23 protein-coding genes are annotated in these 23,028 nt (G+C 47.2%); 19 read left to right on the forward strand and 4 right to left on the reverse strand.

The annotated features are described in order from the left end of the window. The first annotated feature begins 523 nt into the window (after positions 1-523). Positions 524-2,050 (forward strand): DICT sensory domain-containing protein, encoded by a 1,527-nt coding sequence (locus AC5JM2_RS31310; protein ID WP_495839334.1) that lies wholly within the window; start codon positions 524-526, stop codon positions 2,048-2,050. 213 nt (positions 2,051-2,263) lie between these two features. On the opposite strand, the gene AC5JM2_RS31315 is transcribed toward AC5JM2_RS31310, so the two are convergent. Beyond that, positions 2,264-2,464 (reverse strand): hypothetical protein, encoded by a 201-nt coding sequence (locus AC5JM2_RS31315; protein ID WP_495839336.1) that lies wholly within the window; start codon positions 2,462-2,464, stop codon positions 2,264-2,266. A 509-nt stretch (positions 2,465-2,973) separates the two neighbouring features. Further along, positions 2,974-3,636 carry a HEAT repeat domain-containing protein gene (locus AC5JM2_RS31320; RefSeq protein ID WP_495839338.1) on the reverse strand — a complete coding sequence of 221 codons (663 nt, stop codon included), beginning with the start codon at positions 3,634-3,636 and terminating at the stop codon, positions 2,974-2,976. 118 nt (positions 3,637-3,754) lie between these two features. Here AC5JM2_RS31320 and AC5JM2_RS31325 point away from each other — a divergent pair, with 118 nt between their 5' ends. The 5 genes from AC5JM2_RS31325 to AC5JM2_RS31345 all read left to right on the forward strand — a co-directional run bounded on the left by AC5JM2_RS31325 (position 3,755) and on the right by AC5JM2_RS31345 (position 8,210). Continuing rightward, positions 3,755-3,994, forward strand: a complete 240-nt coding sequence (locus tag AC5JM2_RS31325) for a DUF8630 family protein (protein ID WP_495839339.1) — start codon at positions 3,755-3,757, stop codon at positions 3,992-3,994. A 133-nt stretch (positions 3,995-4,127) separates the two neighbouring features. Then, a complete protein-coding gene (locus AC5JM2_RS31330; protein WP_495839341.1) occupies positions 4,128-5,045 on the forward strand; it encodes a HEAT repeat domain-containing protein in 918 nt (305 codons plus the stop codon). A 280-nt stretch (positions 5,046-5,325) separates the two neighbouring features. After that, complete coding sequence (locus tag AC5JM2_RS31335; protein ID WP_495839343.1) at positions 5,326-6,285, forward strand: DUF3598 family protein; 960 nt, start codon at positions 5,326-5,328, stop codon at positions 6,283-6,285. A gap of 23 nt (positions 6,286-6,308) precedes the next feature. Beyond that, on the forward strand, positions 6,309-6,890 hold the full coding sequence (locus AC5JM2_RS31340) for a phycobilisome protein (RefSeq protein WP_495839345.1): 582 nt from the start codon (positions 6,309-6,311) through the stop codon (positions 6,888-6,890). A gap of 123 nt (positions 6,891-7,013) precedes the next feature. After that, positions 7,014-8,210: a class I SAM-dependent methyltransferase gene (locus tag AC5JM2_RS31345; protein WP_495839347.1), complete on the forward strand. Its 1,197-nt coding sequence runs from the start codon at positions 7,014-7,016 to the stop codon at positions 8,208-8,210. Between the two features lie 359 nt (positions 8,211-8,569). Here the strand turns inward: AC5JM2_RS31345 and AC5JM2_RS31350 are convergent, their stop codons facing one another. Then, positions 8,570-9,427, reverse strand: a complete 858-nt coding sequence (locus AC5JM2_RS31350) for an AraC family transcriptional regulator (protein ID WP_495839349.1) — start codon at positions 9,425-9,427, stop codon at positions 8,570-8,572. Between the two features lie 242 nt (positions 9,428-9,669). Here AC5JM2_RS31350 and AC5JM2_RS31355 point away from each other — a divergent pair, with 242 nt between their 5' ends. The 8 genes from AC5JM2_RS31355 to AC5JM2_RS31390 all read left to right on the forward strand — a co-directional run bounded on the left by AC5JM2_RS31355 (position 9,670) and on the right by AC5JM2_RS31390 (position 17,879). Continuing rightward, entirely contained in the window at positions 9,670-10,485 is an 816-nt protein-coding gene (locus AC5JM2_RS31355; RefSeq protein WP_495839350.1) for an SDR family oxidoreductase, read from the forward strand. Positions 10,486-10,566: 81 nt separating this feature from the next. Further along, positions 10,567-11,550, forward strand: a complete 984-nt coding sequence (locus AC5JM2_RS31360; protein ID WP_495839352.1) for an aldo/keto reductase — start codon at positions 10,567-10,569, stop codon at positions 11,548-11,550. Between the two features lie 174 nt (positions 11,551-11,724). Next, positions 11,725-12,768 carry an aldo/keto reductase gene (locus AC5JM2_RS31365; RefSeq protein ID WP_495839354.1) on the forward strand — a complete coding sequence of 348 codons (1,044 nt, stop codon included), beginning with the start codon at positions 11,725-11,727 and terminating at the stop codon, positions 12,766-12,768. A 146-nt stretch (positions 12,769-12,914) separates the two neighbouring features. Then, complete coding sequence (locus tag AC5JM2_RS31370) at positions 12,915-13,799, forward strand: aldo/keto reductase family oxidoreductase (protein WP_495839356.1); 885 nt, start codon at positions 12,915-12,917, stop codon at positions 13,797-13,799. Between the two features lie 49 nt (positions 13,800-13,848). Beyond that, positions 13,849-14,583, forward strand: coding sequence for an SDR family oxidoreductase (locus tag AC5JM2_RS31375; protein WP_495839358.1), 735 nt, complete (start codon positions 13,849-13,851; stop codon positions 14,581-14,583). A gap of 585 nt (positions 14,584-15,168) precedes the next feature. Further along, positions 15,169-15,645, forward strand: a complete 477-nt coding sequence (locus AC5JM2_RS31380; RefSeq protein WP_495839359.1) for a DUF2656 domain-containing protein — start codon at positions 15,169-15,171, stop codon at positions 15,643-15,645. 143 nt (positions 15,646-15,788) lie between these two features. After that, positions 15,789-16,493: an ankyrin repeat domain-containing protein gene (locus AC5JM2_RS31385; RefSeq protein WP_495839361.1), complete on the forward strand. Its 705-nt coding sequence runs from the start codon at positions 15,789-15,791 to the stop codon at positions 16,491-16,493. 537 nt (positions 16,494-17,030) lie between these two features. Next, positions 17,031-17,879, forward strand: coding sequence for a phycobilisome rod-core linker polypeptide (locus AC5JM2_RS31390; RefSeq protein WP_495839363.1), 849 nt, complete (start codon positions 17,031-17,033; stop codon positions 17,877-17,879). A 243-nt stretch (positions 17,880-18,122) separates the two neighbouring features. Here the strand turns inward: AC5JM2_RS31390 and AC5JM2_RS31395 are convergent, their stop codons facing one another. Continuing rightward, positions 18,123-18,344, reverse strand: a complete 222-nt coding sequence (locus AC5JM2_RS31395) for a hypothetical protein (RefSeq protein WP_495839365.1) — start codon at positions 18,342-18,344, stop codon at positions 18,123-18,125. A 133-nt stretch (positions 18,345-18,477) separates the two neighbouring features. On the opposite strand from AC5JM2_RS31395, the gene AC5JM2_RS31400 reads away from it, so the two are divergent. The 5 genes from AC5JM2_RS31400 (at position 18,478) to AC5JM2_RS31420 (ending at position 23,020) form a co-directional block, all read left to right on the forward strand. Next, entirely contained in the window at positions 18,478-18,693 is a 216-nt protein-coding gene (locus AC5JM2_RS31400; protein WP_495839367.1) for a hypothetical protein, read from the forward strand. A gap of 162 nt (positions 18,694-18,855) precedes the next feature. Continuing rightward, on the forward strand, positions 18,856-19,611 hold the full coding sequence (locus AC5JM2_RS31405) for a phycobilisome rod-core linker polypeptide (RefSeq protein WP_495839369.1): 756 nt from the start codon (positions 18,856-18,858) through the stop codon (positions 19,609-19,611). A gap of 712 nt (positions 19,612-20,323) precedes the next feature. Beyond that, the gene (locus AC5JM2_RS31410; protein WP_495839371.1) at positions 20,324-21,091 is read left to right on the forward strand and encodes a phycobilisome rod-core linker polypeptide; all 768 of its coding nucleotides are present in this window, start codon (positions 20,324-20,326) and stop codon (positions 21,089-21,091) included. Positions 21,092-21,796: 705 nt separating this feature from the next. Then, positions 21,797-22,330, forward strand: coding sequence for a phycobiliprotein lyase (locus AC5JM2_RS31415; protein ID WP_495839373.1), 534 nt, complete (start codon positions 21,797-21,799; stop codon positions 22,328-22,330). Between the two features lie 84 nt (positions 22,331-22,414). Then, a complete protein-coding gene (locus tag AC5JM2_RS31420) occupies positions 22,415-23,020 on the forward strand; it encodes a chromophore lyase CpcT/CpeT (RefSeq protein WP_495839375.1) in 606 nt (201 codons plus the stop codon). Positions 23,021-23,028: the final 8 nt, after the last annotated feature.

The raw sequence follows: 23,028 nt of genomic DNA on the forward strand, positions 1-23,028 counted from the left end.
AAGGATAAGAGACTCTGGAAGTGTAGGAGCAAGGGGAAAAAAATTATTGAGCATTAACTCTTCCTTCCCTACTTTTATGTGTTCCTCTTTTTCTTTTTCCTTTCTCGTCATCCTCATGTGATGCCTTGATTTCACAACTAAAATAAGACTGTTATATAGGACTCGTATTTGATTTTTACGAAGCTAGGTATACTTTTCTTGCTTCTTAAGCGTTAAGCGTCTCTACTTTGTAATTCACCAAATTAAACCGGATTACTGTATATATAGACATTAAGTGGATAGGTAAAAAGAAACATAACTATATTAAGAAATGTAAAAGCCCCTAAAATCCTTATCAATGAATAATGACTAATGACTGCCTTAACGAGTTAACTTTATTTGTACTGACCTACTAAATACTTAATTATCTGTGTCTTTTTTATGTGAATCATCATAAGACAAGGTTTTTTTGCGACATTCTTTATTAAGATGAGAAGTTAGTGCAGTATTTTTTAGTTCATTATTTTCCTTGTTGTGCTAACCCATGAACTTTTCTTTTGCTCAGAATGTGTCCGTTTATCAGCAGTTGGCTTCAGGGATGCAAGCGCTTCCCCAACTATTGCCTCATAGTCCAGCGAGTCTACTATCCCTTTTGAGGTCACAAATTGATTTACTTCTTGAGCAACAAATTGCAGCTACTTTGTGGGTTAAGCTACCACCTGGAAAAATATGGCACTCAGAAATTCAGCGTTATCACCAACGACTGACGATGTCTGGTGTTGTTCATACTTTGCACATTCAAGAAACCAAAACAGGAGTAGAGCAAGAGCAAGCTGCCCCATCTTCACAACAGGTGCGCGCCACTAACACTAAACAAGGAAACTCTCCTGTGTTGACACAAACGCCGCGCCTTAGCAAAGCTTCTGTACAGGAGCATAGCAATGCTTCCCCTACATCCTCATTTTCCCAATCTTTCCTGGTTCAGAGCGTGCCAAATAGCGACGAGTTACAACGGGAATACTTTGTGATGGTGTTGTCGTCACAGTATTGCTGTCTGATTCTGGCTCATAGACCATTTAGAACACGCAAAAACAATTTGGCGAAAGCAAACACAAAAAAAACTGCACCGTTACTTGCTGTGACGATTTTTGAGGGACAAATCATTCAACTCGTGTTGGATGTGATGAAACAGGCCATAACACCAAAGTCATCCTTACTTATGCCTGCTGATTTTATTTGTCCCTCAGCACCAGAACCAACACTTATCAGTCAACTGTTGGCAAAACAACTTCAGCAACAAGATGAAATTTATCGTCAAAGAACGACAAAGCGTCTTGCTAAAATGCAGCAGAAAAATCAAAAACTCCAAGAGAATCTGCAACTCAAAGATGAATATTTGAGCAATGTGTGTCAGGAACTACGTGCACCTCTAACACACATGAAAACAGCTTTGAGTCTTTTAAATTCTCCTCATTTGAAAATCGCTTCAAAACAACGTTATTTTCAAATGCTTAAACAAGAGTGCGATCGCCAAAATGCTCTGATTACTGGAGTGTTTGATCTGGTGCAGTTAGAGCGCGATTTACCACAGATGCCTTTGGAGGTTGTACGTCTTTCGGAAGTTGTGCCTGGAGTGGTAAGTATTTATCAGCCCCTAGCCCGAGAAAAAGGCATCATGGTAGCTTACACTGTAGGAACTGAACTTCCAGCTGTTTGGTGTGTCAGTGGTGGACTCAGGCAGATTGTGATTAATTTGCTTTCCAACAGCATTAAGTTCACCCCCAAAGGTGGACAGGTTTGGGTACAAGGACGTCTTCAGGGTGATTATGTCCAATTGGAATTTCGCGATACTGGTATTGGTATTGCCGATAGCGAGATTCCTAAAATCTTTGAGCGCTTCTATCGCTTACGTCCAACCACAACAGAAGATTCTGGTAGTGTTGGCTTAGGCTTATCAATTGTGCAATTATTGCTATCTCGCTGTAGTGGCTCTGTTTCTGTCAGAAGTAAGCTAAATGAAGGTTCCATTTTTAGAGTGCGGCTGGCGATCGCTCTGGGTGATGCCTCTTAAGAAACACACCAGTCTAGGGGTGTAGGGGTGTAGGGGTGTAAGGGTGTAAGGGTGTAAGGGAAAGAGGTGTTTCTTTCATCCATAACGGGTAGCGAGTGCCGCCAGTCGGATGCTCATGACAATCACTTTGGGGTGAGTTTTAAATTAAAGTTTGTGTCTATCACCTTAATTGCAGATTATGCTGAAAACCGCTGCCATGAGAATTTGTGGATATCAAACTGTTTCCCACTTCTTTTTCAAGAGTGCAACAAATGTGGCATACCCTTCTGAAAAGTCGGGTGGATCAGGCAGAACATACTCTGGGAATTCCTTATAATACCGCCAAGGTTCTGAAGAATTGTGTCGCAGGTGCAACACACAATCTGTGGTACCTGGGGGTTTCCACGTCATTTGACCTGGGAGAGTGTCAGACATAAATAACCTCTTAAATATGAGCGAAACAACTGCATTTTAGTGTTTTTGTCTTTATGGATTTTGACAGACAGGTGAATAAAATCTGTCAACATTTATACTTTTTTCGTAATAAAATGATACAAAATAGATTCTTGGGTTTGACCAGCTCCTCCGGGGCGGGAACAGGGAATAGGGAACAGGCAACAGCAAAAAATTAGCCACGGATATTGGATTCAAGCCCCTTAATTTATTAATGGAAGAATTCAAAAAATTGTTGACAAATGCGTAGCACGATTCAACAAGACGTCCTTGTTTAAATCCCCTAATTTTAATTATGGGGATTCCCCTGTTGCCTGTTGCCCGTTCCCTGTTCCCTTTTTAAAATAAGTAGGTAGAAGTCTTTTTGATGGACTGTTAGGACTGCATCAATTTATTTTGCAAATTTCGATAAATTATGCATTTATATGATATAGTACTCTCCTTGGAATGCTGTATGCCAAGGAGAGCAATTCTTTTTGCATCAAAACACATCACTGCTGAAGCAAGTTTTCTAATGCAGCGGCGACGACTTGATGATCTGGGTCTTGGCGGAGTAGCCTCAGGGCTTCTTTTGCCTGTGGATGATCGAAGCGCTTCAGCGCCTGAACAACATGTATGCGAATTTGTTTAGACTCTGAACCAACCAGCGCCAACAACTGAGATAGAGCAGGTTCCTCAAGACTTGTTAGAGCAAATGTACTAAGCGCATCGATGGCATCTGCCTGTACGCTAGAATCTTCTCCCGCTAAAGCTTCGATGCAGATTTCAAACAATTCGTTAGGACACTCCAAATCAACCAGCACTGCCAGAATACTACGCCGCACTAACCAGTGATCATCCCGAAAAAAGGTGAAAACTAGATGAGACGCAGCAACTTTGCCAAACAGAGAAAGAGAACTCGCAGCCTCTGCCCGGACGTTGGGGGTGTTGTCAAATTTCATCAACTCCAACAAGGCAGCGAAGGATTCAGCCGTCTGCTGCTTCCCCAGTCCCATAGCAACAAACGATCGCACCAGAAATTCCGAATCACGAAGTTTACTGGTGAGTAGGGGAACGGCTACCTCTGGTGTATAGTCTTTCAGGGCGGCGATCGCTTTCAATCGATATTGAAAATCAGAATTATTTAAATCAGTTTCGATTTCGTGAATATTCATAGCAACATATGGCACAACTTTATCATCACTGTAATCAAAAAGGTTTGCTTGGTGGTGACGTGATCTGAGAAAATCGAGCGTAGGCTTTATATAAATACAAGTTTAGGAAAAACTCAAAATGACTGAAACTTCAGAACATACCCCAACAGATCAAACTTCCCCAGAAGAACTGAACGAGGTGATTGCAGAATTTGAGGAATATCGCGAAAGGTTGATTAGTCAAAGGCTAGCAACGGCGCAAAAGGCTAAGGTGATGAAGGCAACCGCACTCGCTCAACTTGAACCGGAACTTGCCAAAATTGATGCTGTGCTCAAAGAACTCCGCGATCGCGCTTCTGCTCTGACGACGAGTCATTAGTATAAAAGGGTAGCGATGAAGACAGGCGATAAACAAAGCTAATATGGTGAGCTTTTTAGTTTATTTTTAGTAGTCATTTTTGCCAAGCTGCACTAGCTCATCCCACACAGTCATTGGTGATAGGTAATTGATAATGAGTGATCTGCTCAATTGTGAAACGAAATCCGGCCAGAATTTAATACCACCCTCCCAGGAACAAACCGATGCTTTGTTGGAAATGGTTAAGGAGCAAATGGATCTGGACACCTTCAATCCCAATGACCATGAACTCCTCAAACGGATAATTGAGTCTTTAGGAGATTCACGGGGCTTGGTTAGGATGAGAGTTGCAGAGACACTCGGTCAAGTTGGTGAATTGGCAACTCCATTCTTACTGGAAGCACTGGCACATCACCCAAATGTGGTTGTGCGTCGCGCCAGCGCCAAAACTCTGACAATCATCGCCGATCCGAAGGCAGTTCCGACTCTAGTTCACTCTTTCCTCAATGATGAAGACACAGTTGTCCAGGGTTCATCAGTAGGTGCGCTGGCTAGGATAGGTGAGGCAGCTGTACCACCTTTGTTAGAAATTTTAGCATCCCGAAATTCCTCTGAAAATACCAAAGGTCATGCCGCATGGGCGCTGGCATTTATCGGCGCACAGGCAAAGGAGTATATTTATAAGGAAATTAACTCTGACTCGCCTGACGTTCGCGCTGCTGTGGTTGGGGCGATCGCCAAAATTCTCCAAGAAAACCCCCAAGAGGAAGCATTTGGGATTCTGGTTAACGCCCTGGGCGATTCAGACACAAATGTACGGTGCGAAGCCGCAGCAGTTTTGGGCAACTTGACCTATCGACCAGCAGTTGCTAACCTGCTTGAGTTACTGCATCATCCTGATTGGGAAAGTCGCAAAGCAGCAGCACTGGCATTAATGAAGATTGGCGATCGCACGGCGTTAGAACCCTTGCAAGCGGCGTTAGGGCAAGAAAGTGAAACAGGGGTTCAACCAGTGATCAAGTTGGCGATTTCTCAGATAGAGAAACAGTCAGAACACGATGACTGGGAATAACTAATTCAAAATGGACTGCGTCCCGCTGCGCTAACAAAATGGACTGCATCCCGCTGCGCTAACAAAATTTAACAGAAGAACTCAGGAGTCAGGAGCCAAAAGTCAGAATGAATATAGTAGCGACGCTTGGACTCATCTTGACCGTCAATGGGGGCGGCGACATCAGCTTGGGTTGCGCATCCCTATCCAATTGATTCTGACTTCTGACTTCTTTTTTAAAATGAAAGACTGTTTGAGTTGGAGATTTAATTGACGATAAAAAATCCAGGCTGGAAGTGATATGAAATCCCAATGGGACTGTGTATTGCAAAACCTGGGAGAGTGGCACGGATCATTCACCCGCGTCTCGCCCCAGGGAGAACTCATGGAGGACATCAAAAGCGTCATTTCCCTGGAAGGAGTGAACGACAATCAAGCCATTCACCTGGTTTTGCGTCGCTACCATCCTACTCCCGGTTCAGATGAGCTACAGCAGCAAGATTTGGTGCTAGACTTCAGTGCACCGAGTATCGGCTCACGATATTTTGAAACTGGAGCTTTTTGTGAAGGTGCAGTTTACTTTGGATCTGGTATTCCGTTTGGAGCTGAGTTCAGTTTTATTGGCGGCGATTCCTCGCCTGTTGTGGATGAACAGCAGCAATCTAGAACGGGCGATGCCTCAGCGCGCCCTACTGCCAACCCTGTTGTGGAAGAACAGGGTTGGCAGTATACGGGCGATCGCCGCATGCGTCTGATTCAACAGTTTGATTCCTTCAATAGCCAGCTATACAGGTTAACGTTGGTTCGAGAACAACGAGCTGCAACCAACGCACCAGAACGCCCAACCTTGGTTCTAGAGGATTTACTCGGAGAGTGGCAAGGAATTGCAGTCACTTTATATTTAGATTCGCGTCCACCTGTCACCACTCCCACCACCCTCAAGCTTGCTCGCACTTCCCAAAATGAATGTGTACAAGATTTCTTCTGGGGGGGAGAGAAAACTCAGTGTACGATGGCAATTGCGGCTGATAGTAATGAATCGCGTCTGAACTTTGACCACGAGTCTCTAGCTTACCAAGTTTTGCTACTACCCGATGGCGCATCTTCCACCTGTCCAACCCAGATAAAACCGGGACACCCTTTTTTTCTTGAAGTTGGTTGGTTATTTCAGCCAGGGTTACGCCAGCGCATGATCCGTGCGTATAATGACCAAGGGAAGTGGAGTAGCTTGACTTTCGTGAGTGAGCACCGAATACGTTAGTACGAGAACGCACAAGAAAAAACATGAAGTCTGAACTCAGTGAAGCAGTCAAAGAACTTATTCAAAAAGCGAGAATTGTCAGTTTTTCCGGCTGGGAGACGACGCACCCAAGAGCAATCATTCCCCTGTTCCAAGCAGCCGATGATCAAGGGCGATATCTCACCGATGAAGATTTACAGCAGATCCAAACCATCTCTCCCCAAACCTCAGCATTCATTCCAGTTGCACGGTTGTTGCGCGATCGCGTGACTGAAATCGTAGACGAAGCCAGAGAAAAAGTCCTGATAACTTTCCCTGACATTACTCAACCCGGAGGTGGTCTTTACCCACCAGCACGTGCTGAAGCTTGTTGGCGTGATTTTTGGCACTTTCTGCGTTGCATTACGTATGGTATAGCCGGTCAGAGCACTGATAACACGAGTCCTTCAGGACTGGATTACATGAATTTACTGTATAAAGAGTTACTAGTTCCTTTAGATGCAATGGTTGTCGGCTTGGAAAATATTAAAATTGCGAGTTTGAAGCGGATTGACTCTGAGGAGCAAGCAGCACTCGCTCCTTATTTTGACCATCTGATCACTCAACTGAAATCTTTCAAGCCGTGAACAGTGAACAGTAAACAGTGAATAGAGGGAGCGATTTATTGACTCCCTGATAACTGATAACTGATAACTGATACCTGATACCTGATACCTGATAACTAATAACTGATAACTGATAACTGAACAATGGATTCCTCTGACGCAGTCAGCTCGGCAGTTGCCAAACTTTACAACACCTATCCCTTCCCTCCAGATCCGCTTCTAGATGAACCCCCACCAGGATATAACTGGCGATGGAACTGGAACACAGCTTATAACTTCTGCACGGGGCGCAAACCTGAGCGAGAAAATGTTCGTATTCTCGATGCGGGATGCGGAACGGGAGCAGGGACAGAGTATATCGTACACCTAAATCCCCATGCTCAGGTAGTCGCGATTGATTTGAGTGCAGGGGCGATCGCAGTTGCTCGCGAACGTTGTCAGCGTTCCAAAGCTGATGGCGTTGAGTTTCACAACCTGAGTCTGTATGATGTAGAACAGGTCTCAGGTCAATTTGACTATATCAATTGCGTTGGTGTTTTACACCATCTCCCCGACCCGATCAAGGGCATACAAAGTCTGGCGGGTAAGCTGGCTCCAGGGGGGTTGATGCATATTTTTGTGTATGCCGAATTAGGACGCTGGGAAATTAGCCTAATGCAAAAAGCGATCGCACTCCTCCAAGGCGATCGCCGTGGAGACTATGAGGATGGGGTGAAAGTCGGTCGGGAAATCTTTGCCAACCTGCCGGAAAATAACCGACTGCTGAAGCGGGAAAAGGAACGTTGGTCGCTGGAAAATCACCGCGATGGTTACTTTGCCGATATGTACGTCCATCCCCAGGAAATAGACTATCGCATCGATACTTTGTTTGAGTTGATTGATGCCTCTGGGTTAGAGTTCATCGGCTTCTCAAATCCTTTGTACTGGCAATTGGAACGCTTGATTGGTCAACAACCAGATTTGATGGAACGGGCAGCACATTTGAGCGAACGTCAACGCTACCGTCTCACTGAACTTCTTGATCCAGAAATCAGCCACTACGAATTCTTCCTCGGTCGTCCTCCAATATCCCGCATGGATTGGTCAGATGACGCGACTGTTCTCAATTCCATTCCCGAACGCAGTCCATGCATGGAAGGGTGGCCAAGTCAAGTCATCCTAGACTATAACTATCAAGTCGCCAGACTCAGTGAAGCAGAGTATGCTTTTTTAGAGGCGTGCGATCATGCTCAGGGACAGGAAACCGTTGAGACATTAATACAGAACACGGGGATAGATTTGGAAGGAGTGCGATCGCTCCAAAAACGTCAGTTGATTCTGCTTACACCGAAGCTGCAGTAATAAAGAAGGGGTGTAAGGGTATAAGGGTGTAAGGGTAAGGATTAATTGGATCGGTGTACCGCCTAACCCCTTCTTCTTTTCACGCCAGATACCTAGGTCGGGAAACCCTCCTACAGTACTGGCTCACGCCACATGCCTCAACGCGGGGAACCCCTTCGGGGAAGACCTCCGGTCTCGCTGCGCTAACGCCAGATGCCTAGGTCGGGAAACCCTCCTACAGCACTGGTCTCACCGCGCACGGCAGTGGCTCCCCTACACCCCTACACCCCTTCTTTCTTTCCCCTACACCCCTACACCCCTACACCCCTACACCCCTACACCCACTCGCGAAGCGAGATAATGTGAGCGAGAAGTCTACCTCAGGCTACCCGTAACCGTTCAATATCCCTGATGGGCGGCGCACCAAACATGCGAGCATATTCGCGGCTGAACTGCGAAGTGCTCTCATATCCAACCTGATAAGCAGCCTGTGTCGCATCGAGATTCTCGGCAAGCATAATCTGACGTGCTGTCAATAGTCTCAATTGTTTTTGATATTGCAGGGGACTCATCGAGGTGACTGCCTTGAAGTGGCGGTGGAACGATGCAGGAGACATATTCGCTTGCTCTGCTAGATTCTCAACCCGCAACGGTTTTGTAAAATCTGCTTTAAGCCGTTTGATCACTTCAGCTATCCGCTGCATGTTGCTGCCAGAGGTAGCAATCTGACGAACCGCTTCACTTTGTTCACCCATGAGTAAACGGTAATAGATTTCGCGGATGATCATCGGTGCTAGAAACGGGATATCCTGCGGTGTATCTAAAAGCTTTGTCAGCCGGAGGGCGCAATCAATCAACAGTGGATCGGCATCGCTAATGAACCAGCCTCTGACCGATTCTTTCTTACCGATGTCTGGGTTCGTTTGAGCAATGATGTCACAGAGTTGGGCTGGATCTAGCTTCAGTTTAAATCCCAGATAAGGCTGATCGGGTGTCGCCTTTATCGCACATCCACCCAGTGGCAAATCAACCGAAACAACTAGATACTGAGCGACACCGTACCAATAGGTTTCCTCATTTAGGAACACTTCTTTTTTGCCCTGCACCACAATGGCGAGGAGCGGTTCGCTGACACTGTGAATTGCTTTGGAAGTATTACATTCTCGCGCGAACGCTAAGGGATCGATCGCAGTTGTATGGAAACCGTTTCCCTTGCCATCAGTGTGCCTCGCAACCAATGCCGCCAGTTCTTCACATTTGGTGATGGCTGCCTGGTGGCTCAGTGTGTCAATCGTCATGTTGAATTTTTGACTGATTTAACCATGTGCCCATTATAGGAAATATTTCTTCGTTGCCAATGCCTTGCTTGAGAGGATTGGGCAATCATCTGCAAGGTTTGTGTATTTAGAGCCAATTTTTTTAAGGCTATTATGAAAGCCATGCCAAACAATGTGGCGTTTTTTCTTACCAACGAGGACATATGAAAACATGGTTTATTACGGGTGGCTCACGCGGGTTTGGTCGTGTATGGACTCAGGCGGCGCTGGAACGTGGCGATCAAGTAGCCGCGACGGCGCGCAATCTTGACAGCCTCAACGACCTGGTGGAGCGTTTTGGTGATCGGATCTTGCCCCTTTGTCTGGATGTCACTGATCGAGCGGCAGACTTCGCAGCCGTGAAGGCAGCGCACGAGCACTTTGGACAGCTTGACGTGATTGTGAATAATGCAGGCTACGGCTTGTTCGGAGCGATCGAAGAAGTCAGCGAAGCCGAAGCACGTGCGCAGATCGAAACCAATTTGTTCGGGGCGCTGTGGCTCACTCAAGCGGCGTTGCCCTACTTGCGTGCGCAAGGCAGTGGGCACATCCTGATGGTTTCCAGCATTGGCGGGATTGGTGCATTCCCGCTGCTCGGACTCTACCACGCCAGCAAGTGGGGACTCGAAGGCATGAGTGAAGCGCTCAGTCAGGAAGTTGCGCCCTTGGGCATCAAAGTCACCTTGATCGAGCCGGGTGGGTTTAGCACGGATTGGTCGGGTAGTTCGGCAGTCCACGCTGCACCAATTCCAGTTTATGACAGTTTGCGTGATGCGCGGGCAAAGCGAACTGCGGGTGTGAAAAGCGGTGATCCGATCGCATCAAGCTTGGCAATCCTCAAGCTCGTCGATGCCGAGAACCCGCCGTTGCGACTGCTGCTTGGAGAATTTGCCACCCAAATGGTGCCGCAACTCTATGAGCGGCGGTTGCAGGTCTGGGCGGAATGGGAAGATGTGGCGATCGCTGCTGACGGCGATTAATGTCCCTAGCTTATTGAGCCTACAAAGAACCTATGCCGCAAGATAAGACTGAAAATCGCAAGTTAAATCAGGAGAACTTTAGTGAAAACACGTCAACTCGGCAAAGAACTGATAGTTTCAGAACTAGGGCTAGGCTGCATGGGCATGTCTGAATTCTATGCAGGGCGTGATGAGCAAGAATCGATCGCCACAATTCACCGCGCTTTAGAACTCGGTGTCACGCTGCTGGATACGGCTGATATGTACGATCCCTTCACAAATGAACAATTGGTGGGCAAAGTAATCGGCGATCGTCGAGATCAGGTTGTGTTAGCCACAAAATTTGGTAACGTCCGTAATACCGATGGTCAGTTTTTGGGCGTGAGCGGCAAACCGGAATATGTGCATCAAGCGTGTGATGCTTCATTGCAACGCTTGGGAGTGGATGTAATTGACCTTTACTATCAGCATCGAGTTGATCCAACGGTGCCGATTGAAGAGACCATCGGGGCAATGGCAGAACTGGTGCAGCAGGGCAAAGTCCGCTATCTTGGGATGTCCGAAGCAGCTCCCGCCACGATTCGACGGGCACATACAGTTCACCCGATTACTGCCCTGCAAACGGAATACTCCCTGTGGAGCCGTGATCCAGAAGATGAGATTCTGCCGACTGTGCGCGAGTTAGGCATTGGCTACGTGGCTTACAGCCCGCTCGGTCGTGGATTTCTCTCAGGGCAGTTCACCAGCCCAGAAGATTTTGCTGAAGATGATTATCGCAAAAATTCACCCAGATTTCAGGGCGAGAATTTCTACAAGAATCTGCAACTGGTAGAACAGGTGAAAGCGATCGCTTCCGAAAAAGGGGTGACCCCCAGTCAACTTGCCCTGGCATGGCTACTGGCTCAGGGCGATGATATTGTGCCGATTCCGGGTACGAAGCGGCGGAACTACCTGGAAGAAAACATTGCCGCAACTGATATTACGCTGACTGATGAAGAGTTGAGCCGAATTGAAGCGGTTGCGCCCAAAGGCATCGCCGCCGGATCTCGCTATGCCCAACAGCAAATGAAAGCGCTCAATCATTAAAGCTTTCTACCTCTAATAAGAATGAAAAAGCGCAAAAAATAAACCGTAGAGAGCGAATTTGCGGTGTGGATGTTCCTCACTCGTTTGCGGTGGACGCTTCAGAACACAGAGGAATAAGAGTTTGAGAGACTTTTTGTGTAAGTCCTAAGAATAAAAAGCGAGGCAAAAAAATCTATGAAATACAAATTACTCGGAAAAAGCGGATTGCGGGTGTCGGAAATTTGTCTTGGCACGATGACCTTCGGCGAGGACTGGGGCTGGGGCGCGGGAAAAGATGAGAGCCGCCGGATTTTCGACGCATTTTTAGAGGCGGGCGGAAATTTTATTGACACGGCGAACGGTTACACGAACGGTTCGAGCGAAAAAATGCTCGGCGAATTTATCCAAAAAGAGCGCGAGCGCATTGTTTTGGCAACCAAATACACGCAGGCGTTGAATTTCGGCGTTGACCCAAACGCGGGCGGCAACCAGCGCAAAAATATGGTGCAGTCGGTCGAAGCCAGTCTCAAACGCCTGAACACCGATTATATTGATCTTCTGTGGATGCACATCTGGGATAAGCTCACGCCGATTGAAGAAGTGATGCACTCTTTTGAAACGCTCGTCCGGGCGGGCAAAGTTTTATATATCGGCGTTTCGGACGCGCCCGCGTGGTGGACGGCGCGGGCGAACACTCTAGCGGAGCTGCGCGGCTGGACGCAATTTATCGGGCTGCAAATCGAATACTCGCTGCTCGAACGTACGCCGGAGCGCGAGCTGCTGCCGATGGCAAAAGAATTGGGTTTGACAGTCACGGCGTGGTCGCCGCTGGCGGGCGGCGTGCTGACCGGCAAATATCTCAATCAATCAGAGGAGAATAAAGATTCCCGTTTCAGCAGCGAAATGATGCAGGGATATATGGATGATCCGGAACGCGGCAACCGCATTGCCCGCGAGATTAAAGCTGTCGCTGAAGAAACTGGAAAATCGGCGGCGCAGATTGCGCTGGCGTGGTTGCGCTACCAGGAAAATCAGATTATTCCGATTATCGGAACACGGAAAATCGCCCAACTCGAAGATAATTTGGCTAGTTTAGAAATCGAACTCGGTACAGAACATCTCACACGCCTTGACGAAGCGAGCCGCATCGAACTCGGTTTTCCGCACGATTTCTACGAGAGTGAAATGGTCAAGAATTTCGTTTATGCCGGACTCGCTGACCGGATTGAGCGTAAGTAATCCCAAAGGCTTTGGTTTGACCGAAGGATTGAGGCAAGTTTATAGTTTTTCGGTTTAACGAAGCGATAATCTCGAAACGCTCACATCAATAATGCTACAGCATCGCTTTATTTAAACAACTAAAAAACCCCGGAGGCAACAGCAATATGTCTGAGCAAACAAATCTTGGCGGTAGTTTCACGCTGCCAAATACTTCGATCACTCTGAAGCGTCTAGGATACGGTGCCATGCAACTCGCCGGTCCAGGAGTATGGGGACCGCCACGCGATGTTGACGCCGCCGTCGCCGTTCTCCGCGAGGCAGTTGCAAGCGGCATCAATCACATCGACACCAGCGACTTTTATGGGCCGCACATCACCAATCAGCTCATTCGGCAGGCGCTTCACCCGTATCCCGAGGAGCTGGTGATTGTCACAAAGGTCGGAGCTCGTCGGGCAGAGGATAAGTCGTGGCCAGTCGCCCTCTCACCGAAGGAACTCATCGCCGCCGTTCACGACAATCTTCGTAACCTCGGTCTTGAGGTGTTGGATGTTGTCAACCTCCGAGTCGGTGGCGTTCACGGACCGATTGAAGCATCCATTGAGGAACCGCTCACCGTGCTCGCTGACCTGAAGCGTCAAGGTCTCATCCGGCATCTCGGACTCAGCAACATTACCCCTCGGCAGTTTGCAGAGGCTCAAGCGATCGCCGATATCGTTTGCGTCCAGAATCAGTACAACTTGGCGCACCGTGATGATGACCCCTTTATCGACGAACTTGCAAAGCGGGGCATCGCCTTCGTACCGTTCTTCCCGCTGGGTGGGTTCACGCAGCTACAGTCGTCCAAGCTCACAGCTGCTGCATCCGCTGTTGAGGCGACACCGATGCAGGTTGCGCTGGCATGGCTCCTCCAGCGCTCCCCCAACATCTTGCTGATTCCCGGAACGTCATCTGTTGACCATCTGCGCGAGAACCTCAAAGCCGCAGATTTACAACTTCCACCTCAAATGCTCGCAGATTTGAACTTGATCGCTGCAACTGCTAAACGCTGAAGGTGGACGGTAGAACTAGGTCAAATTAGTAAAAATGAGGAAAGTCAATATGTTAAACGTTGAAAACAAAGTCATTGTCATCACCGGAGCTAGTAGCGGAATCGGGGAAGCTACTGCTAAGCTGCTAGCCAAAAACGACGCAAAAGTTGTTCTAGGCGCACGGCGCACTGAAAAACTAGAAAAGATTGTTGAGGAAATTCGCGCATCAGGTGGAACAGCAGAATTCAAAGCCGTGGATGTCGCCAATCGCGAGGATATGAAAGCGTTCATTCACTTTGCCAAGGACAAGTTTGGCCGCGTCGATGTCATCTATAACAACGCAGGCGTTATGCCCCTGTCCCCGATCAACGCTCTGAAAGTAGAGGAGTGGGATAACATGATTAACGTGAACATCCACGGCGTGCTCAACGGCATTGCTGCAGGTCTGCCCATTATGGAAGCGCAAGGCGGCGGGCAGTTTATCAATACCGCGTCCATCGGCGCGCATGTGGTGGTACCCACCGGTGCGGTCTATTGCGCGACAAAATATGCCGTTTGGGCAATATCCGAAGGACTGCGTCAGGAATCGAAAAATATCCGCGTGACAACAATATCCCCCGGTGTGGTTGAAACTGAACTTGGCTCTGATATTACAGAGGAGTCAGCAAAAGGTGCTTTGAAAGAATTCCGCAAAATCGCACTGACCCCGGATGCGATCGCCCGAGCCGTCTTGTATGCCGTGTCCCAGCCCGATGATGTCGATGTCAATGAAGTGATTGTCCGCCCAACAGCAAGCGCATTCTAACCGTGGGAGACATAGCTATCTAGTTTGTGTTTGTGACCAAGTATCGACGCAAAGCAATAACCCCACACTCAACGCTTTGTAGTGTGGGTACTTTCGCTAACCCTTAAAAGGAGAGTTGGATTTTCCATTTACCAAAACTTGTCAAAAGTCAACAATAAAAGAGACTTTTGTAAAAATTCTTTATAAATAGAGTTCAAAAAAATTAATAATTTTATGTCTGGAAATCATAACAATAGGAGTCAAAACTGCGGTTACACTACAATGAAATTGCTCAATTTTCTGCTGTAGAGTCTTTTTTGAAGAAAGATTGGGTATTTTTATTTTTTGATAAACGTCGCCAATATTATGAAAAATTATACTACATTGGTAAAAGCTTGTAAATACGTAAATAATTGCGAATAGTGTCAATATTTTTTCTTATGTTAAGTGAATATTTCATTCAGTATCGATTTATGAATCGCAATAGCTGATGAAAAAACATTATTGTATGAACTTACCTGATGAATGAAGTGAAAGAGTTAATGAAGGATAGCCGAAAAATTATAAATTGAAATATCAGTCTCGATAACTACAATCTTTGATAAGATGAACGACTTACCCCAGCAACGAATGCTGCTTTCTCATAACTTTAATGTGTCAGACAACAGTGTTCCCGAACTTGATCGAGAACAGTTTGCCACCATCTTTATTGAAGGATTCGGTGATCACAAAAATATCAAATGTCAGCCAGTGGACAATCCTCACTGGATCGTAGAAATTCTGTTTCCCATCGATGAACTTTCACCGCAGCAGGTTGGCAAACACTGCGCCCAGATACTAGCCCAAAAGCGTCAGTCGCAACAGTCTGCCGAACAAGCAATCCCACAAATTTTGGTACTGGGAGGAATGAAAACGACTCCACCAACGAGTACTTCGCCTGGCTCCCTGCAACCCGGACAATGGGGAGTGGATGTTGTAGAAACACCATCAACAGAAGAGTTTTTGCAGGCGATCGCCTGGGAAGCGACTATAGCCCAAAAGCCTGTTGATAGTGTATTTAAAGTTGAACTCAAGACTGCTTAACTCACGCAACAACTCTCTCAAGTCTCAAGTTTGTGTCCTATGCGTCGCAAGCTCCCGCACTCCTCCGAAAGCGTCCCCTTGAGATATACAAAGAACCTGTGCTTTGTGGTTTGTTCTATAGTCAGTGTAGGGGGTAGAAAACTATGTCTTCACTGAACAATGAATTGATCCGAGCAGTTGTTCGAGGAGATGCTACGACAGTGGCAGATCTGTTAGCTCAAAATGCAAATGTCAATACAACCGGGGGAGTCACCTCAGTTGGAGAAAGCAATACTTTACTCATGTGGGCAGCGGGAGAGGGTTATGCGGATGTGGTAAAAATCCTACTGACTCATGGTGCAGATGTAAATGTAAAAAATAATGCTAACTATACTGCCCTGATGTACGCCGCAGAGGGTGGGTATTCAGAAAGCGTTAACGCGCTGCTGGATTATGGAGCTGATATCCATCCGAGAAACCACTACAGTGAGACTGTGCTGATGTCTATTGCTCGCTTTGGTCTAACAGATCTCATCCTGCGTCTGATTGACTTGGGGGCAGATGTACATGCAACCAACAGGATTGGCGATACGGCGCTGTACTTGGCAGTTGACAATGGACAGTTTTATACTGTCAAGGCACTGATTTCACGGGGAGCCTCGGTGAATACGCACAACATTGGCGACTGGACTCCGTTAATGATGGCATCAGCACGGGGAGATTTGGAGGTGATGGAACTCCTGCTTGAGCATGGCGCGGACTTTCGTCCCAAAAACCGTTGGGGGGCAACGGCATTAAGTGAAGCAAAGCGATCGTTTCGTCCCGTCAGTGCAGTTCAAATTTTACAACAGGCAGGCGCAACGGAGTGAATTGACAAAACTAGGGGTGTAGGGGTTGGTCCCCGAATTGAATTCGGAGGCCAACCCCTACAAGAGCAGCTACTGGTGAGCTTTGGAGTTGAACAAAAAACTTGAAAAATGAGTTAAGAAACGTTAAGACTTTGTCAGCGCGATCGCCTGCTTGGCGACTAAAGTCTTGGATGCCACAATAGCCCAGTTTGAAGAAACCTTGATCTCCACCGTTGCCTATAGTGGCTTTCAGCAACAGTAATTTACTGCATTTTGGTGATGTCTCAGTGATGTCAAACTGATGTAACTAATCTATACAATAAAACTTAATAATTCTTAATCTTTTTGGTTACAACGTTATATGAAGATTGAGGGTGTGCAAGGTGTCAAACCTTGGTATAAAGTTAAAAAACTCACACGGTTAAGAGTTTTTCTAGCTCCCAGAGTTAATAAAAACTCTAAACTCTAAATTTCTTGCTTGAAAGAGCAATTCATAATTTACTTAATCTTTTGAGATAATTACTCTCAGCTTATGTTGTTAACCAGGAGATTTGCTTAATGCCTTTTGGACCAGCATCACGTTTAGGAGTTAGCTTATTTGACGAAACCCCTCCACTTGAGTGGGTTCCAGGTCGCTCTGAAGAAGAAGCACAAATCCTGATTCAAGCCGTTTACAGGCAAGTGCTGGGTAATGCGTACGTCATGGAAAGTGAGCGGCTGACAGTGCCAGAATCACAATTCAAACGTGGTGAACTCAGTGTTCGTGAGTTCGTTCGGGCTGTAGCAAAGTCCGATCTCTACTTCTCGCGCTTTGGTGATACCCCCCGCTATCGTTTTATCGAGCTAAACTTCCGGCACTTACTTGGTCGCGCCCCTAATAGTTACGATGAAATGAAGGCTCACAGTGCCATCCTCGATGCAGGTAATTTTGAAGCTGAAATCGACTCCTACCTTGACAGTGACGAATATCAGAACACCTTTGGTGAAAACCTGGTACCTTACATTAGAGGCTACAAGACCGAAGCATTAAGCCATATGATTGGCTTTACCCATACCTTTCAGTTGGTGCGGGGTGCTTCCACTAGCTCTCTCAAGGGAGACTTGGCAGGTAAGTCTCCGAAACTCAACTCACTAGTCATTAGTGGAATACCAACCCCTGTGGTTGCACCAGGATCAACCTTCCGCAACCCGCCAGTAAGCTCACGTGTCCGTCTTGGTGTGGGAGCAAGCGAAGAAGGCAAAGTTTACCGCATCGAAGTCACTGGCTACCGAGCAAATGCGGTTAACCGAGTTTCCAAGTTCCGCCGCAGCAATCAGGTTTACTTGGTACCGTTCGAGAAGCTTTCGGAAGAATATCAACGGATTCACAAACAGGGTGGTGTCATAGCTAGTATCACGCCTGTATAGCAAAAATGGCCATCAGTGATTAGCAGGCGCACTATAACGGCGCGCCACACGCTATGAATGAAACACCTTTTTGCCTTACACACGCCCTAGGAACGGCCACGCCTTACGGTGAGTCCAGCGCTGCGGGAGGTGAGACCAGTGCTGCGGGAGGGTTTCCCTCGTGCCGGCTCTGGCGTATGCGCAAAGCGCACGCCCAGAGGTCTAAAGCGTAGCAAGACCGATAGGCGTTTGCGCAGCGCCCCCTTAGGGGCTAGCCGTGCCGTAGGCATAGGTCTTCCCCGGAGGGCGATCGGGAACGCCCGTCGCCGTGAGAGCGGGAGATCCTCCTGCATAGCGCTGGTCTGACCAGATATCAAGTGAGAAAAAACGCGCTTGTGCTTCAACGGTCAAAGCAGCCAAGGCACAATCAACCGCTAACGTCCGGGGAAGCTTGCTCCGACAGACTTTGGGGGCGCTGAGTCGCAAAGCGACACGTGCAAGGGACGCAAACGCGCTTGCTGTACTCGCTCCCCTACACCCCTCAGTGTTTATTAAGAGCACAGACTTGGGGAACAGGTAAGCCCGTTGAGCTATGGTGATGCTCCTTTGAAGCTACCCTATGGCTCAAATCTTCGATTTGGGGAGAGAGATTTTTAAAGAATCTCTCTGGGCAAAAAAGGCGATTGCCCAAAGGGCAGACGCGACGAGCGCGTATCGCTCGTGGGGAAAACACAAAGCTTGTGCACTCGACAAGAGTATCTCCCAAGTTCTGAAGTTAGAGGCGCTTTCCCAAACCCCAGATTATGGGAGCTATTTGTTCTCACAGTTATCCTAAGCGGTTGAAACTGCAAGCCCTAACCTCTACGCAGCAATCATCGCGTGCGTACCGTAAGGCATAGCGAAGTAGGTAATCGCTACTTCAGTTGCTAATCACTGATCAGTATGAACTGAGTTTTGAATTCTGAGCAAAACAAGTGTTAGGAGTATTCCCTTAATTATGGCAACAATAGCACCAATAGAACTCTGGCCCACCCGCGACCTAGAGGATGTACAAGCAGTCATTCGGGCAGTCTACAAGCAGGTTTTAGGCAATCCTCATGTGATGGAAAGTGAGCGCTTGGTAAGTGCAGAATCACAATTGAAAGATGGCACTATCTCTGTACGGGAGTTTGTCCGCGCAGTTGCTAAGTCGGATTTCTACCGCTCGCGTTACTTTGAATCGTGTGCTCCTTATCGTTTTGTAGAATTGAATTTCAAGCACTTCCTTGGTCGTCCGCCCCAGTCGCAAGCGGAGATTTCCGAGCACATCGTTCGTTGCGTGGAAAAGGGATACGACGCTGAAATCGACTCCTACATCGATAGCGAAGAGTACCAGTCAGCATTTGGCGAAAATGTTGTACCCTACAATCGTGGGGCGAAAACGGAAGTTGGGCAGAGCCAGGTTACCTATAACCGTACGTTTGCTCTGGATCGTGGTCCTTCTCAAATCAGTAGCGCTGTTAAGTCCTCTCAACTGGTTTATGCAGTGGCAACCAACAGCCCGAACAAGATAAAAGCAGCAGATGTTAACCTGGGTGGTTCGGGTGAAGCGAACAAAAAGAAATTCAAGATTTTAGTGCGGGGTTCCAAGTTTGATAGCCCTCGTCGGATCAGCACCACCGAATACATTGTTCCTGGTGACCGCATGACCCCTCAAATTCAGCGGATTAACCGCACTGGCGCTAAGATTATCAGCATCACTGAGATTGTCTAGGCATGAACCTTCAAGAATTGCACAGGCATGTTCTTTGCGATTCTTGAGAGCAATCCTCATCTTCCTTCGCAAATCTTAGATTTGAGAAGAAGACACGCTAAGGGAGCATCGCCCAAAAGTGCTGATCAAAATACAGTCAAGAACTAGAGGGGCGGACAGGTGACTCAAATCGGGAAACCCTAACGGAGGTCGCAGCCTACGGCTCGCTCCGCTAACATGGGGAGCCAGTACAGCAAGCGCGTAGCGTGGCACTTTGTGCCATAGGAGGGTTTCCCGACAGAGGTATCTGGCGTTGGAAACCACGGCAGGTGCACTCAACGGGGGGAACCTCCGCAACGCGGTGCCTCACCCCGGCACTGTCCTCCCCTACACCCTTAGCTTTGGTCGCCAAACCCCATTCTCGCATAAAGATCTGCCCAAGGGGCGATGATCCTTTGGATCTGCCTCACACTAGCGATAAAAAAACTTTGAAGCTCTGGTTTAAGGGATTGAAATTTCGATAAGATTATGCTAGCAACTATGTGCAATGACCAATTGAGTCGTTCCATTGGAAATCACTCATACTAATCATTCGCCGTAGGAATTGAAAATCAGCTTTGAACCTATTGTCTAATCAGCTTTTTGATTATTTTCCCTTTACCGATGAAATCACTCTCGTGATTTCTCAACTTTATCAAACTGAACAATAAACACTTGATTAGGACAAATTCCCATGGCACTTTGGATTGAAAATGCAGAGTCTGTTGAACTACGCCCCAACACCTTAGAAGATGATCTACAGACGATCATTCGGGCGGTCTATCGGCAAGTGCTAGGCAATGCCCACGTTATGGAAAGTCAGCGCCTTACCAGTGCAGAATCCTTGCTGCGCAATCGTGATATTACCGTTCGAGGATTTGTCAGAGCCGTTGCCCAATCAGAACTTTACCGTTCGTTGTTTTTTGAGACTTCATCCTCCTACCGTTTCATTGAATTAAACTTCAAGCATCTGTTAGGACGCGCTCCGGCTGAGCAGACTGAGATTTCTAGACATGTTCTCATTTACAATGAGCAGGGCTACGAAGCGGAGATTAACTCCTACATTGACAGTGATGAGTATATCGCGAGTTTTGGCGAAAACGTGGTTCCTTACTCACGCGGTAATCGTACTCAAACTGGCATTAAGAATGTCGGCTTTAATCGCACCTTCGCTCTAGATCGGGGATTTGCTGCCTATGATGCTGCTAGCAAAAATGCGAAATTGATTAGTGATGTAGGAAGTAACCTGCCAACAAAAATCAAATTCCCAACAACTGGCTCTGGAGCTTACAGCAATACTGGTAAGCGTTTCCGGATTACTGTTGCAAGTGGTAGCTCTAATCCTCCTCGTATAAATATGGGCAAAGTTACCTTTGAAGTCGGCTATAACCAAATGTCGCAGAAGATTCAGAATATCCAAAAAACTGGTGGCAAGATTCTCAGTATTACTGAAGTTGCCTAGAGAATAATACAGTGAGCAGTTATCAGCGAACAGATATAGATGAGTGCTGGCTTTGGGTTTCCCTCATGCTGGCTCTGCCTCTGCCGTTGGGTTATCCTACCTTGCTCACTGATAACTGTTCGCTGCGTTTTTACATGCTTATTACTCCCTTCGCTGCTCTAAAATTACCTCTGCCAAAGCGTTGCGTATTTTCTCTGCGCTCTAATGGGGTTTTCAGATTGGTAATCTTTTAGGTCGCAAGGGAGTAGTCAAAAACTAGGGGTGTAGGGGGGTAAGGGTATGGGCGTGTAGGGGAACGTTCTTAGTAGGGGCTTGAAGCCACTACTAATTAAAGACCATCAAATTGTAAATTTGGTGGGGCTTGAACCCAAATGGCTCCGGGGTAGGGGTGTACAACAATAGAATTTCCGCGCGTTTTCACGCCAGATGCCTCAAGTCGGGGAACCCGGACGCCGGATACCTAGGGAGGGAGAACGCCAGGTGCTACAACGGGGGGAACCCCAACGCCAGATGCCTACGGAGGGAAACCCTCCGTAGGCGACTGCGAACCCGAAGGGCAGTGGCTCCCCTACACCCTTACACCCCTATACCCCTACACCCCTTTCTTGCTCACACAACGTTTCAAAATCACCGACGAAGTGGCAAACAAACACCCGAAAAGTTAGTGGTTGTTCTGTTGCTCTTAAAATTCATTGCATGAAATCGATGGATATAACGGAATTTGTTGAGCTTTCAATTGGGCGTTGGCGATCGCAGCGTAGCGCCCACCATTTAGCATTTAGCCACTTTGAAGCTGTACAATCGGTGATTGATATTATTGCACTTTCACCTGAAGACCAGGCTGTGATTGCTCTGTGTAAGTCATACAATATTGACCAAAGTCAGATTGTGTCTCCCTTTGCGATGACTTGGGAGGGACAGTCGGATTGGGATGAAGACGCACAGATGAAAGGGAGTAGTATCCTGGTACCAGTTCCCGATCCTGATGTCCCCAATCGGGGCAAATTACTTAGAGATCAAGGATACGCTGAAACTATAGCAGCAGCTGGTGACTATCACCTGACAGAAGACGGGACATTTGTGCTGCTGACGACATATGATCGGGCGGCGGCTGAAGAGAAAATTTGGTTCGCCAATCCAAACTTGCGATTTCGGGTGTCACTCATCAAAACGAGTGCTGGAACTGGAGTGGTGACTGCATCCTTTGCCTCAGAAATCCGTTCTCTCAGTAGCAAGTAGTCATTGTTACCAGTTATCTGTTATCTGTTATCTGTTGTAAATTATTAGCTATCAGTTATCAGTTAACCCTTACAACGCGCGATCATGAATTCAGTAAAAGCCAATGACTTAACAACGCTGGCTCAGTGGATGGCAGGTGATTTCAGCAATTATAAGCAATCCTACCATAACCCTCAGCAATTTGCTCATATCCATATCTTTTTTCGTCCCTTACCCTTTGAGTTTTTCAATGCGATTGGTTTTTACTCGGAACAGGTTTACGATCACGATTTATGGAGTCCCTATCGTCAGGGAGTGCATCGATTAATTGACGAGGGAAATCAAATTTATATTGAAAATTACAGTCTTAACGATCCGTTGCTGTATGCAGGATCGGCACGGGAATTAAGCATTCTCAGAACTATTACACCTGATTGTATCGAACGACGATATAACTGCTCTATGATCTTCAAACGAGAGGGCGAGATGTTTCTAGGTAGTGTGGAGCCAGGAAACAAGTGCCTAATCGAGCGAAAGGGATGTTTAACTTATCTAATCAGTGATGTGGAGCTGACGGCAACAACCTGGGTTAGCCTTGACAAAGGTATGGATGTCAATACTCATCAACAAGTTTGGGGATCTACGTTTGGGGCGTTGGAGTTTGAAAAGCGTGAAAGTTTTGCAGATGAACTTCCCCTGGATCGTCTTTGAATTAATAG

The organism is Brasilonema angustatum, from assembly GCF_059505445.1.